The sequence below is a fragment of the Streptomyces sp. MMS24-W38 genome (assembly GCF_059889265.1).
Genome location: NZ_JCBCPP010000001.1, coordinates 4,083,249 through 4,099,597, shown reverse-complemented (window position 1 = coordinate 4,099,597; position 16,349 = coordinate 4,083,249). Strand labels below are relative to the sequence as shown.

The 16,349-nt window shown below is 71.6% G+C and carries 15 protein-coding genes; 3 read left to right on the top strand and 12 right to left on the bottom strand.

Annotation, left to right across the window (positions count from 1 at the left end):
* Nucleotides 1-101: 101 nt before the first annotated feature.
* The 7 genes from AC6F7H_RS17595 to AC6F7H_RS17565 all read right to left on the bottom strand — a co-directional run bounded on the left by AC6F7H_RS17595 (nucleotide 102) and on the right by AC6F7H_RS17565 (nucleotide 7,791).
* Nucleotides 102-2,408: a HelD family protein gene (locus tag AC6F7H_RS17595; RefSeq protein ID WP_500757907.1), complete on the bottom strand. Its 2,307-nt coding sequence runs from the start codon at nucleotides 2,406-2,408 to the stop codon at nucleotides 102-104.
* 59 nt (nucleotides 2,409-2,467) lie between these two features.
* Complete coding sequence (locus tag AC6F7H_RS17590) at nucleotides 2,468-3,232, bottom strand: anti-sigma factor family protein (RefSeq protein ID WP_500757906.1); 765 nt, start codon at nucleotides 3,230-3,232, stop codon at nucleotides 2,468-2,470.
* Nucleotides 3,233-3,306: 74 nt separating this feature from the next.
* The gene (locus AC6F7H_RS17585; protein ID WP_500757905.1) at nucleotides 3,307-3,915 is read right to left on the bottom strand and encodes a sigma-70 family RNA polymerase sigma factor; all 609 of its coding nucleotides are present in this window, start codon (nucleotides 3,913-3,915) and stop codon (nucleotides 3,307-3,309) included.
* A 301-nt stretch (nucleotides 3,916-4,216) separates the two neighbouring features.
* A complete protein-coding gene (locus AC6F7H_RS17580; protein WP_500757904.1) occupies nucleotides 4,217-4,813 on the bottom strand; it encodes a CGNR zinc finger domain-containing protein in 597 nt (198 codons plus the stop codon).
* A 141-nt stretch (nucleotides 4,814-4,954) separates the two neighbouring features.
* On the bottom strand, nucleotides 4,955-6,145 hold the full coding sequence (locus tag AC6F7H_RS17575; protein ID WP_500761889.1) for a uroporphyrinogen-III synthase: 1,191 nt from the start codon (nucleotides 6,143-6,145) through the stop codon (nucleotides 4,955-4,957).
* Nucleotides 6,146-6,406: 261 nt separating this feature from the next.
* The gene (locus AC6F7H_RS17570) at nucleotides 6,407-7,267 is read right to left on the bottom strand and encodes a hypothetical protein (protein WP_500757903.1); all 861 of its coding nucleotides are present in this window, start codon (nucleotides 7,265-7,267) and stop codon (nucleotides 6,407-6,409) included.
* Between the two features lie 65 nt (nucleotides 7,268-7,332).
* Nucleotides 7,333-7,791 carry an ATP-binding protein gene (locus AC6F7H_RS17565; protein ID WP_500757902.1) on the bottom strand — a complete coding sequence of 153 codons (459 nt, stop codon included), beginning with the start codon at nucleotides 7,789-7,791 and terminating at the stop codon, nucleotides 7,333-7,335.
* A 226-nt stretch (nucleotides 7,792-8,017) separates the two neighbouring features.
* Here AC6F7H_RS17565 and AC6F7H_RS17560 point away from each other — a divergent pair, with 226 nt between their 5' ends.
* The 3 genes from AC6F7H_RS17560 (at nucleotide 8,018) to AC6F7H_RS17550 (ending at nucleotide 9,821) form a co-directional block, all read left to right on the top strand.
* Nucleotides 8,018-8,869, top strand: a complete 852-nt coding sequence (locus tag AC6F7H_RS17560) for a helix-turn-helix domain-containing protein (RefSeq protein ID WP_500757901.1) — start codon at nucleotides 8,018-8,020, stop codon at nucleotides 8,867-8,869.
* A gap of 10 nt (nucleotides 8,870-8,879) precedes the next feature.
* Nucleotides 8,880-9,053 carry a DUF397 domain-containing protein gene (locus AC6F7H_RS17555; protein ID WP_500757900.1) on the top strand — a complete coding sequence of 58 codons (174 nt, stop codon included), beginning with the start codon at nucleotides 8,880-8,882 and terminating at the stop codon, nucleotides 9,051-9,053.
* Nucleotides 9,054-9,548: 495 nt separating this feature from the next.
* Nucleotides 9,549-9,821: a DUF397 domain-containing protein gene (locus AC6F7H_RS17550; protein ID WP_500757899.1), complete on the top strand. Its 273-nt coding sequence runs from the start codon at nucleotides 9,549-9,551 to the stop codon at nucleotides 9,819-9,821.
* Nucleotides 9,822-9,972: 151 nt separating this feature from the next.
* Here AC6F7H_RS17550 and AC6F7H_RS17545 read toward each other — a convergent pair whose 3' ends face one another.
* The 5 genes from AC6F7H_RS17545 to AC6F7H_RS17525 form a co-directional block, all read right to left on the bottom strand.
* Complete coding sequence (locus AC6F7H_RS17545) at nucleotides 9,973-10,380, bottom strand: PPOX class F420-dependent oxidoreductase (RefSeq protein ID WP_500757898.1); 408 nt, start codon at nucleotides 10,378-10,380, stop codon at nucleotides 9,973-9,975.
* Between the two features lie 149 nt (nucleotides 10,381-10,529).
* Nucleotides 10,530-11,753 carry an acyltransferase family protein gene (locus AC6F7H_RS17540; RefSeq protein WP_500757897.1) on the bottom strand — a complete coding sequence of 408 codons (1,224 nt, stop codon included), beginning with the start codon at nucleotides 11,751-11,753 and terminating at the stop codon, nucleotides 10,530-10,532.
* Nucleotides 11,750-13,966 (bottom strand): bifunctional polysaccharide deacetylase/glycosyltransferase family 2 protein, encoded by a 2,217-nt coding sequence (locus AC6F7H_RS17535; protein ID WP_500757896.1) that lies wholly within the window; start codon nucleotides 13,964-13,966, stop codon nucleotides 11,750-11,752. Before AC6F7H_RS17535 ends, AC6F7H_RS17540 begins: the two co-directional genes overlap by 4 nt.
* Nucleotides 13,966-15,132: a hypothetical protein gene (locus tag AC6F7H_RS17530; RefSeq protein WP_500757895.1), complete on the bottom strand. Its 1,167-nt coding sequence runs from the start codon at nucleotides 15,130-15,132 to the stop codon at nucleotides 13,966-13,968. The genes AC6F7H_RS17535 and AC6F7H_RS17530 overlap by 1 nt, the downstream gene beginning before the upstream one ends.
* Nucleotides 15,133-15,324: 192 nt before the next feature.
* Nucleotides 15,325-16,293 (bottom strand): LysR family transcriptional regulator, encoded by a 969-nt coding sequence (locus tag AC6F7H_RS17525; RefSeq protein WP_500757894.1) that lies wholly within the window; start codon nucleotides 16,291-16,293, stop codon nucleotides 15,325-15,327.
* Between the last annotated feature and the right edge of the window lie 56 nt (nucleotides 16,294-16,349).

Here is a 16,349-nt window from a genome sequence, read left to right as displayed (position 1 = left end):
GCGACGAAGGTTGGGCCCGGGGGCTTGGATCGGGCCGGTGTCACTTGCCAGGCTAACAAACGGATGCCGCAGGGCCATTCCCCGAGAACCTTTTTCCGGGTTCAGTCCCGGAGCAGGTCCGGCACTCCGGCGGCGTCCGGCTCGTCCCGTTCCGTCGAGACGACGGTGAGCTGCTGGGTCGCCCGGGTCAGGGCGACGTACAGAACGCGCAGGCCGGCCGGGGACTCGTCGGCGATCTCGGCCGGGGAGACCACGATCGTCGCGTCGTACTCCAAACCCTTGGCCTCCAGGCTGCCGAGGGCCACCGCGCGGTCCCCCAGCCCGTCGAGCCAGCGCCGCGCCTCCTCCCGGCGTTGCATGGCGACGACCACACCGACCGTGCCGTCCACCCGCTCCAGCAGCCGGGCCGCCTCCGCGCGCACGGTCTCGCCCAGCGCGCCCTCCGCGACGACGAACCGCGGCTCGACGCCCGTGGAGCGCACCGCCCTCGGCGACTCGGCACCGGGCATGGCGAGCGCCAGCACCTTGGCGGCGAGGCCGGCGATCTCGGCCGGGTTGCGGTAGTTCACGGTGAGCTCGAAGCGGCGGCGGGGCCTGCTGCCGAGGGCCTCGTCGCGGGCCTGGGCGGCCTCGTCGGGGTCGGACCAGGAGGACTGGGCGGGGTCGCCGACGATCGTCCAGGTGGCGTGCCGGCCGCGCCGGCCGACCATGCGCCACTGCATCGGGGTGAGGTCCTGGGCCTCGTCGACGATGACATGGGCGTACTCGGTGCGCTCCTGGGCCAGGCGCTCGGCCCGCTCGCGCTGCGACTCCTCGCGCACCGGCATCAGCTCCTCGAGGCCGGTGAGCTGGTCCAGCGGGTCGAGCTCGCGCTTGCGCCGGGGCCGGGCGGGGGCGCCGAGGACGGCCTGGAGTTCGTCGAGCAGTGCGATGTCGTGCACCGAGCGGCCGTCCCGCCGCAGCGAACGGGCGACCCTGCGGACCTCGCCCGGGTTGAGGACCCGCCGGGCCCAGCGGCCGAGGCGCCGCTCGTCCGCCATGGCGTCCAGTACGGCGGCCGGGGTCAGCTCGGGCCACCAGGCGGCGAAGAAGGAGAGGAAGTCGTCCTCGGTGGTGATGTCCTCGTCGAAGGAGGAGCGCAGTTCGGCGGCGAGCTCCGGGTCGGTGTGCCGGCCGGCCGCGCCGGAGCGCTCCCACAGCGCGTCCAGCAGCAGCTTGCGGGCACGGGGGCGCAGCAGGTTCACCGGTGCGGTGCCGCCGAGGGCGGTGCGGCGGACGGCCGTCAGCTCGTCGGCGTCCAGCTCGATCCGCCGGCCGAAGGCGACGACCCGCAGCCGGGTCGGCGTGCCACCGTGCTCCAGCGCGCCGCGCGCGGCCTTCCTGAGCACCTTGAGCATGCGGTACGAGCCCTTGGCGCGGGCCACGGCCGGGGCGTCGTACAGGGTGGCCCCGGTGCCGGGCGCGTCGTCGGTCAGTGAGCCGATGGCGCGGATGGCGACCTGGCCCTCCTCGCCGAGGGAGGGCAGCACGCCCTCGGTGTAGGCGACCAGCAGCGGGGTGGGCGAGACGATCAGGATGCCGCCCGCGTACCGGCGCCGGTCCTGGTAGAGCAGGTAGGCCGCGCGGTGCAGGGCGACGGCGGTCTTGCCGGTGCCGGGGCCGCCCTCGACGTAGGTCACGGAGGCGGCGGGGGCGCGGATCACCAGGTCCTGCTCGGCCTGGATGGAGGCCACGATGTCCCGCATGCTGTGGGTACGGGCCTGGCCGAGCGCGGCCATCAGGGCGCCGTCGCCGACGGCGGGCAGCTCGTGGCCGTCCAGGGAGGCCGTCAGCTCGGGACGCATCAGGTCGTCCTCGACGCCGAGGACCCGGCGGCCCTTGGAGCGGATGACGCGCCGGCGCACCACCCGGCCCGGATCGACCGGGGTGGACCGGTAGAAGGGTGCGGCAGCGGGCGCCCGCCAGTCGATGACCAGCGGGGAGTACTCCTCGTCGAGGACACCGATGCGGCCGATGTGCAGGGTCTCGGCGATGTCGGCGGTGTTGTCGGGGCGGACGGCGCCCTCGGCGGGCTCGACGGCGGTGTAGGCGCCGTCGGGTCCCTTCTTGCCGTCCTTGCCCTGGAGCAGGTCGATCCGGCCGAAGAGGAAGTCCTCGAACTCGTTGTTCAGCCGGTTGAGGTGGACGCCGGCCCGGAAGACCTGGGCGTCCCGTTCGGCGAGTGCGCCGGGTGTGCCGACCTGGCCGCGCCGGGCGGCGTCGTGCATGAGGAACTCGGCCTCGTGGATCTTCTCCTCGAGCCGCCGGTACACCCGGTCCAGGTGTTCCTGTTCGACATTGATCTCCCGGTCGCGAACGGAGTCGTGAACCGGATCGACCGCGGTTTCCTGCTGTGCCTGAGCGGCCACCGGGCCCCCTTCTGACGTGCTGGGCAGCCGTCAACCGTACGCGAAGGGGGCCCGTGAGGCTACGCGTCGACCTCGACCAGCTTCTCGCCGCCGAAGGTGACGACCTCGAACTTGTCGATCTTGTTGAGATCCAGCGACGCGCCGCCCTGTACGTAGAGCGGCTGCTTGGCCTTGTCCGTCTTGGCGTCCGGCAGGCCGTAGCCCCACTCCGGGACGGACCAGGTGGTGACGGTCTCCCGCTCGCCGTTCTTGCCGATGGCGATCAGCACGCACTTCTCGGGGCCCTTGACGTTCGTCAGCTGTGTGACGACGCCGGTGCCCCAGTCCTTCTTCTGCAGCGCCAGGGTCACGGACACCTTGGTGCCCGGGTCGGTGGCCGTGATCTTGTCGGGGATCTGCTCGAAGAGGTCCTCCGCGGGGTTCGCGGAGAGGGTCTGGCTGGTGCCGTTGCTCCCGCCGCCCCCGCCGTCGTCGCCCCCGTTCGCCGCGACGGCCACGAAGGGACCGCTGACGATCAGGGCGCCGGCGGCGGCCACCATGTAGAAGTTGCGGCGGCGCTTCTTGGCGCGGCGCTCGGCGACCTCGTCGACCAGCTTCTCCACCACACGCGGCGCCGGCTTGGCCGACAGCGACTCGCCGAGCGACGGTGTGCCGGTGCCGGGCAGGTCCGCGAGGGCGGCCAGCATCGGCTCCATACCGGCGAGTTCGTCGAGCTGCTGGGCGCACCACTCGCAGCTCGCGAGGTGCGCCTCGAACGCGGTCGCCTCGGCATCGTCGAGGATGCCGAGAGCGTAGGCACCGACGGTCTCATGCTCGTTCGGCACCGGTGATCCCTGCATGACACCAGACATACCCGAACCACCCGCGCCGAATCCCTGGTTTCCCCCGTACCCACTCATCACGCCGTCACCCCCCGCTCCTCCAGTGCCAGCTTCATCGAACGCAGGGCGTAGAAGACCCTGGAACGGACCGTGCCGCTGGGTATCCCCAGTGTCTCAGCCGCCTCATTGACCGTACGTCCCTTGAAGTACGTCTCGACAAGCACCTCCCGGTGAGCCGGGGTCAGGTCGTCGAGTGCGTCCGACAGCGTCATCAGCCACAGCGCCTTGTCGATCTCGTCCTCCGCGGGGATGACCTCCAGCGGCGACGGATCGACCTCCTGCGGCCGGGCCTGCCGGCTGCGGTGGCCGTCGATGACGATGCGCCGGGCGACCGTCACCAGCCAGGGGCGTACCGAACCGGTGGCTCGATTGAGCTGACCGGCGTTCTTCCAGGCACGGATGAGCGTCTCCTGCACGACGTCCTCGGCGCGTTGCCGGTCTCCGGCGACCAGGCGCAGGACATAGGCGAGCAAGGGTCCCGCGTGCTCTCGGTACAGCGCACGCATCAACTCCTCGTCAGGCTCGTTCGACGAAGAAGACGATGGGGACGATGAGGACGCAGACATGCGATGTCGGGCCCTCGCTCCACGTTCATTGGCCACGGCCGCATCCTTGCGCACGCCCACCTCCGGTGTCCGGGGGATCCCCCAGTCGGTCGCTCGACAACCGGTACGGACGGGGTGGGTTGGGTGTTCAACGTGAGACGAGAGTTTTCTGCGGAGCAGGGTGAAGACCGGGACATGGGAGCACATTCCCCCCGCCTCTTCTTCACATTTCCGCCACAGCGACCAGGACGGCCTGGCTGCCCGCGCGACGCGGAGGCCAAACGGGGTGTAAGCGAAGTCACTTCGCGGAGCGGGGAACGAAAGCCGTATACGGGACAGCGGAGTTGGGGAGAAGGAGCGAAAGGGCCGGGGTGAGGGCGGGTCAGGCGCGGGTCAGGGCGGCGGCCCGGCGGCGGTGGCGGGCCACCCGTTCGCGGTTTCCGCAGATCTCGCTGGAGCACCAGCGCCTGCGGCGGCCGCGCGAGGTGTCCAGGTACACGATCGGGCAGTCGTCGCCCTCGCACTGCCGCAGGCTCGCGCGCGCGAGCGGGTCGGTGAGCAGATCCACGGCGTCCCTGGCGATCACCGCGAGCAGGGCCGCGCTGCCGGGCGGCCCGTCCAGCCGCCGCACCAGCGCCCCGTCGTCACCGGGCACCGCCCGCGGCGCCGGGGGCGCGGCGCGGGCGAGGTCGTTGACGCGGGCGAGCGCGCGGGCGTACGCGGGGGTGCCGGGCGCCGGGCGGCCGCGCACCAGGCGGGCGAGGTGCCCGCGCAGTTCGCGGAAGGCGGTCGGCCAGGAGCCGTCGGCGTGGGTCAGCGGGGTACCCGCCGGGACGAGTCCGGAGCCGGTGATCCAGGCGCGCAACACCTCGACGGAGCCGAGCCGTTCCTCGGGATGCGTGGTCGCGAGGAGATCCAGACAGATCCGCCCGGTGTCGAACCGCAGCTCGTGGGGTGCCGTGACCGTACCCAGTGCCATGTGCCTGTCACCGCCTAGGGTTCGCCCCGGTCGTGTGGGGGCCGGTGCGGAGCGGGTGAGGAATCCGTTCCGGAAACCCGCTCCCTCCTACAGTGCCTGCCCGTTTCCCCGCCAAAAACCCCTCGGCCTCAGTCGTCGGCCTCAGTCGTCGGCCTCGTCCGCGTACGTGGACTCCGCGTGCGGGTCCAGGGCGAGGCGGTAGCCGCGTTCGGCGACCGTCCGGATCAGTTCCGGGGCGCCGAGGGCGGTGTGCAGGCGGGCCGTCGCGGTCTCCACCGCGTGTGCGTCGCGGCCGGCGCCCGGCAGCGCGCGCAGCAGGTCCGCGCGGGCGCCGGCCCGGCCGGGCCGGCGGGCCAGCGCCCGCAGCAGCGACATCTCCGCGGGCGGTACGGGGCGCAGCTCGCCGTCCACCACGACCGCGTGCCCGCGGATCTCCACCCGGTGTCCGGCGACCGGCAACGAGCGGGCCCGACCGGGCAGTTCCCGGCAGAGCAGCTGGACGAGCGGGCCGAGCCGGAAGCGTTCCGGCTGGACGGTGTCGATGCCCCGGTCCTGCAGCGGCAGCGCGGTGACCGGGCCGACGCAGGCGGGCAGGACGTCGTGGCCCAGGGCGGCGAGGACGTCGTCGAGCATCCCGCGCCGCTCGGCCCGGGACAGCAGGGACACGACGGCGGGCGCGCTGGTGAAGGTGACCGCGTCCAGGGTCCGGGCGACGATCGCGTCCAGCAGCCGGTCGACGGGACCGATGTCCTCGGGCGGCATCCACCGGTACACCGGCACCCCCACCACCTCCGCTCCCTGGGCCCGCAGCGACTCCACGAACCCGGGCAGCGGTTCACCGTGCAGTTGGAGGGCGATCCGCAGTCCGTCGACGCCCTCCGCCAGGAGCCGGTCGAGCACCTCGGCCATCGACTCCGACGACGGCGACCACTCCTCGGTCAGCCCGGCCGCCCGGACCGCGCCCTTCACCTTCGGTCCGCGTGCCAGGATCCGCGCCCCGCGCAGCTTCGTCAGCAGCTCCTCTCCGAGCCCCCAGCCGTCGGCGGCCTCGACCCAGCCACGGAAGCCGATCGCCGTCGTGGCGATGGCGACGTCCGGGGCCCGTTCGACGATCTCCTTGGTGGCGGCCAGCAGCTCGCTGTCGTCGGCGAGCGGCACGATCCGCAGGGCCGGGGCGTGCAGCACGGCGGCGCCCCGCCGCTGGAGCAGCGCGCCCAGCTCCTCGGCCCGGCGCGCGGCGGTCACCCCCACGGTGAAGCCCGCGAGGGGCCCGTGTCCGGGGTCGGGTTTCGGCTCGGACGGCTGGTCCGGGTTCGGCTGTTCGTCGTACATGGTCCTCGTCCCGCACTCGAGTCGGTGTGCTGCGTGAGGCACGGCTCGACCTCCTGCCGACCGAGCCTTTGCCGCGCTCCCCGCCCTGTGGGACGGGGCTTCCCATGTTCTCCATGGTGCGGCGGACGGTTGCCTCGAGGTGCCGATCCCGAAGGCGGGGAGGAAGCGTTTCCGGGCTGTGGCGGCGGGCGACCGGAAGGAAACGTCGCCCTTTCCCATGGCGGGGCCGGGGTGAGAGGTGCCGGGCGCACCCGTCGGGTGTCAGTTGCGTGGGGGCTGCCAGTACGGGTTCTGCTGCGGGTACTGGGGTGCCTGCTGCTGGGGGTACGGAGGCTGAGCGGGCGGCTGCTGGGGCTGGTACGGGGTGCCGTACGGGCCGGGCTGGGCGGGCGGCGCGTACGCCCCGGGCGCGGGTTGGGCAGGCGGTGAGGCGTACTGGGTCTGCTGTCCGTAGGCGGCCGGTGCCGGTGTCGGCATGCCTGGGTGCGGGCCGGCATAGGGGCCGCCCCCGAAGGGGTTGCCGGGCCCCGGCATCCCGGGGCCCGGCGGCAGATAACGCACCCGGCCCGTCTCGTCCGTCACCGGAAAAAATCCGGCCGCCTGGAGCCGGGCCGCGAACTTGGCGTTGCGCCTGCGGTTGACGACGAGGCCGGTACCGAAGGCGGCCATGAGCACCAGCCAGATCACTCCCACCACGCCGGACGGCACGCCGTCGGCCCGGTAGGCGAGGACCGCGCAGCCCATGGAGCCACCGAGCACCCCGAGGCCCATCCGCTTCTCGGAACCCTTGCCGGTGAGGTCGAAGTTGATCCGGGCCTTGAGGAGTTCGAAGGCGTCCGGTGCCAGGGGCGGCAGCGAGACGCCGTCGCCCGCGTTCGGGTACCGCGCCCAGTTCTGCGCGGCCCGTGCCCGGGCCTGCGGGCTGGGATCGGGCACGATCAGCATCCTCAGCGCGCTGTTCCGCCCGCTGCCCTGCCGTGCGTCGGCGTACTCGTACCCGAACTGCTGGGCTGTGAAGGCGAGTCGGGCGAGCTTCTTCACGGACGCCATCGCGCTGGTGAGCTCGACCGGCTCCCCGCTCGCCATCAACCGCAGCATCTTCTGCGTCTGCCGCTTGCTCATCCGCTCCAGCTCCCCTGTTCACGGCCGCAACCGGGGCAGTCTCGCACGACCGTATGTCCTGTCCATCATGCCGGGCCCCGCCGTCCGCCCACCTCGAACCACAACAGCTTTCCCGCACTCCGCCCCGGCACACCGTCCCCGAGGGCCCATCCGCCCCAACTGTCCGCGTACTCCGTAACGAGGCGCAGCCCTCGTCCGGATTCGGCACCGGCCGGGGCGAGCGCGCCCCGGTCCCAGGGGAATCCGTCGAACGGCGCGGGAATGTACGGGTGGCTGTCCCACACCCCGACCCGCAGCCGGTCGTCGCGCAGGCAGGTGAGCCGTAGGGAGGAGGGCCCTTCGGTGTGCTGGTAGGCGTTGGTGACCAACTCGGACGTCAGCAACTCCACGACGTCGACGGCGTCCTGCATGCCGTGCCCGCCCAGCGCCGCCCGCACCGTCATGCGTGCGACGCGTACGGCGCGGGGATCATGGGGCAGGCGAAGGGCGTACGCCCAGGGGTGGGACGGGGCTACGGTGGCCATGAACGGCTCCAGGGAGAAAGGGGACTTGAGCTCGCTCAACGTCGACGTCAGGCGGTGGCGGTGCCGCGGTCACGGTGCGCTTCCGGCTTACAGAACGGGCGGTTGAGCGTTACGTGACCACCGTAGAGTGGACGGTTAGATGGATCCTACGAAAGTAGACGAATCCATCCACGTTTCACTCGTGTGAGGGAGAGAAGCGCCGCATTGCGGCCAGGAAGGACACTCTGTGCCGCCCACCAACAATCCGACGCTGCGGCAACGGAGACTGGGCGCCGAGCTGCGTAAACTCCGTGAGCGGGCCGGTCTCACCGCCACTGGCGCCGGCCGGCTCCTCGGCGTCAACCAGGCACGCGTCAGCATGATCGAAACGGGCCGCACACCCGTCAGCGCCGACCGGGTCCACTCCATGGCGCACACGTACGCCTGCTCCGACGCCGCGCTCGTCGACTCCTTGGCCGCGATGACCGGGCGACGATCGCGGGGCTGGTGGGAGGAGTACCGCGAGCACCTGCCCGTAGGCCTCATCGACCTCGCCGAGTTGGAGCACCACGCGGCAGCCCTGCGCGTGGCACTGGTCGTCCACGTCCCCGCCCTGCTGCAGACCACCGACCACGCCCGCGCCCTCTTCCGCGAGGCGGTGCCACCCTTGCGGCAGTACGAGATCGAGCACCGCGTAACCCATCGCATCAAGCGCCAGGCCATCCTTCACCGCGAGGATCCACCCCCTTACACGGCAGTGATCCACGAGTCCGCTCTGCACATGGGATACGGCGGCTCCGCGACCGTCCGCGCCCAGCTCCAGCATCTGCTGGACATGAGCGAGCTCGATCACGTCACCGTTCGGATCATCCCGTTCGGCAAGGGCTCCTTCCCCGGGACGGGACAGTCCATCGACTACCTGCTGGGAGCCGTCCCACAGCTCGACACCGTGCAGCTGGACACCCACCATGGGTGCGAATTCCTCGACGCGGAAGCGCAGTTGGACAAGTACCGTTCAGTGCTCGACCGTATGGAGGCAAACGCCCTCAACCCTGCCGAGTCCCGCGACTTGATCCGCCACATCGCCCAGAACACTTGAGAGAACCACGATGTCCGATTACCGATGGCGTAAGTCTTCCTACAGCCCTGATGCCTCCAACTGCGTTGAAGTGGCCACCACTCCCGCCACCGTCCTCATACGCGACTCGAAGGACACGTCCGGCCCCCGGCTCGGCTTCTCCCGTGCCACATGGGGCGCCTTCCTCCCGCACATCACGAAGTGAACGTCGGGGCCACTCGCTTCTCGGCCAGTGTCGTGCTTCCACGACCCGAGTAAAGGGCGCTCCGCTACCGCTCCGCGTCGCCTGCGGCGATGGCCCTCCGGGCCACCCTTGACTCGGCTCGCTCCAGCACGGGGGAGAAGCGAGCGAGCGGCCTGGAGGAACGGGTGGCCAGGCATGCCTGCGGGCAGCCGGCGGTTGCGCGGCTGCCCGGCGCTGACGGTACGCACGCGCGCCTCGCCCGCACGCCGGGAGGGTTCGGCGGCTGTCGGCGGGTGGGAGGTGGGCGGGACGCGGTGGTGGTACGCCGTCCGGGATCGTCGGCGGCTGCCGGACGGTGGCCGGCAGGAACCGAGACGCTGCCGCGCGGAACCCCGCACCGGGCCTTGGCAGAAGGGATGAGGTGTCCCGCCGGGTGGTGTGGGGGGGGTTCTGCGGCCCCGGAGCCGTGGGGTCGGAGACGGGTGCCTCGTGGAAAACCGTGAGCAATAGGCGGGCATGTGTCACTTAAGCGCTCAAATGAGCGGGATCAGGACAGTAGAGGCCAAAATGCTCACGGTTTTGGGGCGGTGTGTGTCCTCCTCGGGGCGTGGGCAAATGTTTCGGCATCGGCCGCGTCGAGGCCGCCGGGCGGCACGACCGGCCCCGACCGCCATCCTGGTACGCGACTCGGAGAACGCAGCAGGACCACTGGTCGACCTCTCCCGTGCCGCGTGGACCACCTTCCTCGTGTACGCCGACAAGATCGGGGAGTCGGAGTTCGGCGCTTGAGCCACCGGAGCTTTTCCGGTGACCATCGGGCCACTCGCTCCTTGGCCGGTGGGTCTTTTTCACCTGGCCGGGCACAGGAAGAGGCGAAGCCTCGGGTGGGCGGGTTGCCGATCAAGAGCAACCCGCCCACCCGGGGCTTCGCGTGCTTGTCCTAGAGCGAGCCGACGACCTTGCGTGGGGTGACCCGGACGACGACGCGTGTGGCGTCGTCGGCGGAGGCCGGGTTGAAGTCCGCGTAGGCCTTGCCCGTGTACTTGCGCGAGAGCTCCTCGATCAGCTCAGGGCCGCCGTCCGTGCCGAGCGTGGCCGTACCGCGCACCTCGGCGTAGGTGTACGGCGCGGTGGACGGATTGATCATCACGGTGATCCGCGGGTCGCGGCGCAGGTTCTGCTCCTTCCTGCGGCCCATGGTCGTGGAGATCAGCAGGTCGTCGCCGTCGCGCTTGATCCAGGTCACCGTCAGCTGCGGGCTGCCGTCGGGCTGGAGTGTGGCCACCGTCGCGAAGACAGGGGTGTCGTCGATGAGCTTCTTGAGGTCGTCGGAGAGTTCGGCAGACACAGGAACGGGCCCTTCCACGTGGACGTCCCGTACCCGCGGCACGGGACTCGACAACGGCTGGCACCGCCTCACGTTAGCTCCACAGCACGGCGTCCCGGGCTCAGGACACGGCACCCGGGCAGCCGGGGCTGGGTGGGCGGTCCTCGGCGTCAGCCTCGGTGTGCCGCCGCGCCGGCCCTGCTGCGGCGGCCGGTGGAGCGCTTCGTGCCGTTGGGCCACAGGCGGGGTTTCCGTTTCGCCGCGAGGTCCTCGACCCAGCCGACCGCGAGGACCGCCAGGCCGATGAGCGGCCAGATCAGGGCGAACATCCACAGCGTGTACGTGCTGCTGAGGGCCTCCGCCCCGCGCTCGCTCTGCATGAACGGGAGCCGGTACAGCAGGTCGACGAGCGGGACCGTCGCCATGATCAGCATGTTGTGCCACAGGTAGATGGTGACCGCGCGGTTGTTGGAGAGGGTCACCAGTTTGTCCCACTGCGCCAGGCGTCCCGGGAGTTCCTGCCACGACGGGGAGTACTGGAGCAGGATCACCACGAAGCCGAACGACCAGGTGGCCTGGGCCAGCGGGATGTCGTTGAGGTCCCAGCCGTCGGAGCCCAGGTGGTTCGACGCCCACCACAGGCCGAAGGCCATCACCAGGGACGCGCAGGAGACCGAGACATAGCGCGGGATCTGCTTCAGCAGGCCGTCGTGGTGGGCGAAGCCCAGCACCCAGCAGCCGCCGTAGACCGCGAAGTCGGTGATCGCGCGGCCCGTTTCACCGGGGATGGTCACCAGGCCCGTGCCGACGATCGCCGTCAGGCCCAGCGGGGCGAGCAGCGTCGGCCAGGGGGCTCGGCGGAACGCCCACAGCAGCAGCGGCGACGCGATGACGAACCACAGGTAGGCGCGCAGGTACCAGAGCGGGCCCGCGGCCTGCACCGCCCAGGTGACGTCCAGCAGGCCCGACGGGGAGCCGAGTTGCCACGGGTAGGGCGGGGCGCCGATCGGGATGATGTAGTTGACCAGCCCGATCAGGCCCCAGGTGCCGTCGTCCTTCGCGGGGTTCCAGCCGTTCACGAACATCATCGTCAGCACGATCGCGGCGAACGCCCACAGGGGCGGCAGGAGACGGCGGATCCGGCTGCGGATCACGCTCGCCGCCGGGCGCTTCAGGGAACGCGCCATCAGCGAACCCGCGAGCGCGAACATCACGCCCATCGACGGGAACAGCACCGTCAGCCAGGCCCAGCCGAACAGGTGGTAGACCACGACGCGGACCAGGGCGATGGAGCGCAGCAGGTCGAGGTACCGGTCGCGGCCCGGCTTCCCGGTGCCGGCGGCCTGGGCGGCGGGCTCCGGTACGGGTGCGGGCTCGGTCGTGCGCTGGGTCATGCCACGGGCCTCCGGTCATCGTTGCTCTGCGCACGCGGGCCGGGCACGGAGCCGCCGGGCGCCTCGACGACGCCGGTGCGCCGCAGCTTCTGCCAGCGCAGGCGGCCGCCGGTGAGCGCGGTGATCCAGGACTGGAGCAGCACGACGTACATGAGCTGGCGGTAGAGGACCTGCTGCAGCGGCAGCGAGATCAGATGGGTCATGCGTTCGCGGTCGAGGCGGAAGGCGAAGGCCGCGCAGACCGCCTGGATGGCCAGGACGCCCAGCCACGCCATGATCGTCTTCTGGGTCGGGCCGAAGACGATGCCGTAGAGCAGGAAGACGTCGATCAGGGGGGCCAGCAGCGGGGCCACGATCATGAACAGGGAGACGAAGGGCAGGCCCACGCGGCCGAAGCGGCCCGAGGAGCCCTTCTCGATCACGGAGCGGCGGTGCTTCCAGATGGCCTGCATGGTGCCGTACGACCAGCGGTAGCGCTGCGACCACAGCTGCTGGACGGTCTCCGGGGCCTCGGTCCAGGCGCGGGCGTTCTCGGCGTAGACCACGCGCCAGCCGGCGCGGTGCAGCGCCATGGTGACGTCGGTGTCCTCGGCGAGCGTGTCGTCGCTCATGCCGCCGATCGGGACCAGAGCCGAGCGGCGGAAGGCGCCGACGGCCCCCGGGATGGTCGGCATGCAGCCCAGGATGTCGTACATGCGGCGGTCCAGGTTGAAGCCCATCACGTACTCGATGTGCTGCCAGGCGCCGATGAGGCTGTCCTTGTTGCCGACCTTCGCGTTGCCCGCCACGGCTCCCACCTTCGGGTCGCCGAAGGGCTGGACGAGTTCGCGGACGGTGGACGGCTCGAAGACCGTGTCACCGTCCATCATCACGACGATGTCGTGACGGGCGTTGGCCAGGCCCCGGTTGAGCGCCGCCGGTTTGCCCGCGTTGAGCTGGCGGATCACCCGGACGTTGGGCAGGCCCATGGCCTCGACGATGCGGGCCGTGCCGTCGCTGGAACCGTCGTCGATGACCAGGACCTCGATCGGGTGGTCGCTGTCCATCAGGGAACGGACGGTGTTCTCGATGCACTTGGCCTCGTTGTAGGCCGGCACCAGCACGGTCACCGGTTCGGTGACCGGCGGACCCCAGCCGAAGCCCCGGCGGCGCACCCGGCGGGCGTGGACGCCGGAGAGGACGAGCATCAGCACGAAGCGGCCGATGACCAGGGTGCCGACGATCGCCAGGCCCGCCGCCAGACCGCCGGTGACCTTCTCCGAGGCATGGACCAGGAAGACCCACGCCTTGCCCTTCCACAGCTCGGAGCCGGTCACCGGGCTCATCGCGCTGGGCGCGTCCAGGGCCTCGGTGAGGTTGTGGAACTCGTAGCCCTGCTTCTTCAGGTCGGGCAACATCGTGTCCAGCGCCTTGACGGTCTGGCTGCGGTCGCCGCCGGAATCGTGCATCAGGACGATGGCGCCCTCGCCGTCCTCGGGCGTGGCACGGCGGATGATCTCGTCGACGCCGGGCCGCTGCCAGTCCTCGCTGTCGGTGTTGTTGACGACGGTGATGTAACCGCGGCTGCCGATGTACTCGGTGACCGGCCAGGACTTGTTGTCCATGGCGGCGGAGAAGGAGGAGTACGGCGGGCGGAAGAGCGAGGTGCGGATGCCGGCCGCGCCGGTGATCGCCAGCTGGTTCTGCGACAGCTCCCAGTCGATGCGCCTCTTGGACTGGAGGGAGAGGTCGGGGTGGTTGAACGTGTGCAGGCCGATCTCGTGGCCCTCGTCGACCATGCGCTGGACGAGGTCCGGGTAGCGGGAGGCCATGGTGCCGGTGACGAAGAAGACCCCGTGCGCGTCGTGCTTCTTCAGCACGTCCAGCACCCTCGGCGTCCAGACCGGGTCCGGGCCGTCGTCGAAGGTGAGGACCAGCCGGTGGTCGGGCACGCTCAGGCTCTCGGTACGGCCGCCGCGGGCGTCGATGACCGGGCCGCCCTCGAGGATCTTGTCCGGCACCTTGTCGGTGGGTGCGGGCGGCTGGACGCGGTGGTCGGCGAGGATCTCGCTGTGCGTGTATCCGCGCAGCATGAGCATCGCCGCCAGGGCGACGAGCACGAGCAGCGGAAGCAGCAGGCGCAGGGGCAGACGGCGACGCGTGGGCTGACTGCGACGCCGAGAGCCGCCTCGGGCTCCGGTCGCGGGCCCGGGGCGGCGGGAGTGGGATGCCATCAGAGGACGTGCTCCGGGGACGGTGCGGCGGGGTCGGTGGACGGGGCCGGCTGTGCGGCGGGGCTCTCGGCGGCCACGGCCGGTCGGCCGGCGGGCGCCTGGGCGAGTTTGTCGGTGCCGACGGGTTCCTCGTCGCCGGGGTCCTCCCCGGCGGGGGGCGGGGCCGGAGCGGTGCTGGTGCCGCCCGAGGGGGTCGTCGGGGCTGCGGGCTCCGACCCGGCCGGGGTGCCGGCCGGGGTGCTCGGGGAGGCGTCGGTGCCGGTGCCCGGCTTCGGGGTGGTCCCGGTCGACGGTGTCGGCGTCGGGGCGGCGGGCTCGACGGCTCCGTCCCCGGCGGCGGCCCCGCCGCCCGCGGGGAGGCCGGCGTCGGGCGGGGTGACGGGGTCGGGTTCGCCGGCGGTCGGCTCGGTGCCCGGCTCCGGTGTGGCATCGGCGTCGGGGGACGCGTCCGGTTCGGCGGGCTGGGGCGAGGTGTCGACCTTCTCGGCGGGCTGCTCCTGCTCCTGGCCGTGGACGGGCACCCAGGGGGCGTCGGAGTTGCCGGACAGCAGCGTGGCGACGATGACGACGGCGTACGCCGCGCAGGCGAGACCGACGACCAGGCCGATACGGCGGTAGCGGCGGACGCGGCGGCCCGACTCGTCGACGAAGACGGGCCCGTCGGAAGGCTCGTGCACTGCTCCGCCGCCCGGCCGGTTCGGTGTGCCGAGCAGCATCCCGTTCCCGATCTGCACGGCGTCGAGCTGGATCGTCACCTCGTGCGGATCATGGGTCTGCCCGGCGGAGTCGTCGGCGCCGGCTGCGTTGTCGACAGGCACGTCGGCGGTGGGCGCGTCGGCGGCGGGGACCGCGGGAGCGGGAACGGTGGGCAGGACGGCCGTCGCCGGGGCGTCCTCCTGCCAGGGGTCGCGCGGCATTCCTTCCGGTCCGCGCTGTGCGGGCATCCTGCGCGTGCCGTCCGCGGCGGGCGCGCCGTCCATCAGGCGCCTCGCGGCGCTCGTGTCGTACGGGTAGGGCCAGTCGTCCCTGGTGGAGGCGTAGGGTCTGTGCTCCGGCTCGGCGGCGTGGCCGGCCGCGCCCCGGGAGAACCAGTCCCCGTGGTCGCCCTTGGGCGCCGACGCGGTCTCGGACCGCTCCGGTTGGGCGTCTTCTCGCCACTTCTCCACGCGCACGCACTTCCCCCCACGGGCCTGTTCCGGGGTGCGCTCGCGGCCCGAGCACTCGCCGTCGGATCCGGGCCCCCCACCCGCTCCGAGCGCCCCGTCTATCACACCGTGCTCGAGCATCGAATGTAGCGCACGCGGAGGTTCTGTGTTTCCCCGGTGCCGTTTCGTGTCATTCGCGAGACATCCGAGACATCAGGGAGAACTCATGACAACAAGATCACCGTCCGAAACCCACCCGTTCACAGGGCGTCGCAGCCAGCCCTCCTCAGCGGCGATACCGGCCGCAGCCCTGCGAAGTCCGTCCAGAGCGGGGTGAATTCTCCCTTTCCGCCATATCAGCGACACCGGTGACAGCGGAACGGGGTCGACCAGCGGGCGCACCACCATCGAGGTCAGCGCGGGGAAGTCCACCACGGCGAGGATCGGACGACGCGTCCTGGCCATGATCCGCTCGAACTCCTCATCCCCGACGGCCAGGGGTTCCGGCGGCGCAAGGGCGATGTCCCGCCCCTCGAACAGCAGCAGGGCGAGGTCGGTCCACTCCGGTGTGCGCGGATTGCCCGCCCCGGCGTACACCGTCTCGCCGGCCATCGCGGCGAGCGGCACCTCCTCCAGTGCGGCCAGCCGGTGGTCCTCGGGCAGCACCACCGCCATCGGCTCGTACCGCACGGGCTGCTGGTCGAGCCCGGCCCGCAGCGCCTCGGGAAGCCCCGCGAACCGCCCGAACGACGCGTCCAGCCGCCCCGCGAGCACCTCGGCCGCGGCCCAGGTCAGGCCGCTCTCGTAGCGGGCCATCAGCTCGTGGTCGGGGGTGAGTTCGCGGGCCCGGTGCAGGACCCGGCGCGGGGTCGGCAGGCCCGGGGAGTTGAGGTCCACCAGCAGCGGGCGGGTCTGCCCTGCGGCGGCGATCAGGTCGTCCTGCGCCTGGAGGACGCGGCGGGCGTACGGCAGCAGGTGTTCGCCGTCGGCGGTGAGCGTCACCTGGCGGGTGGACCGCACGAACAACTCGCTGCCCAACTCCCGCTCCAGTCGCCGCACATCACGGCTGAGCGCCTGCTGGGCGACGTATAGGCGTGCGGCGGCGCGGGTGAAGTGCAGTTCCTCGGCGACGGTGACGAAGGCGCGCAGGAGGCGGGGGTCGAGGTGGGCGGGGGCGGACACCCGGTGAACCTACAACGCCGGTGCGTGAATCGGTACCGATCAGGTGTTGGACCGGT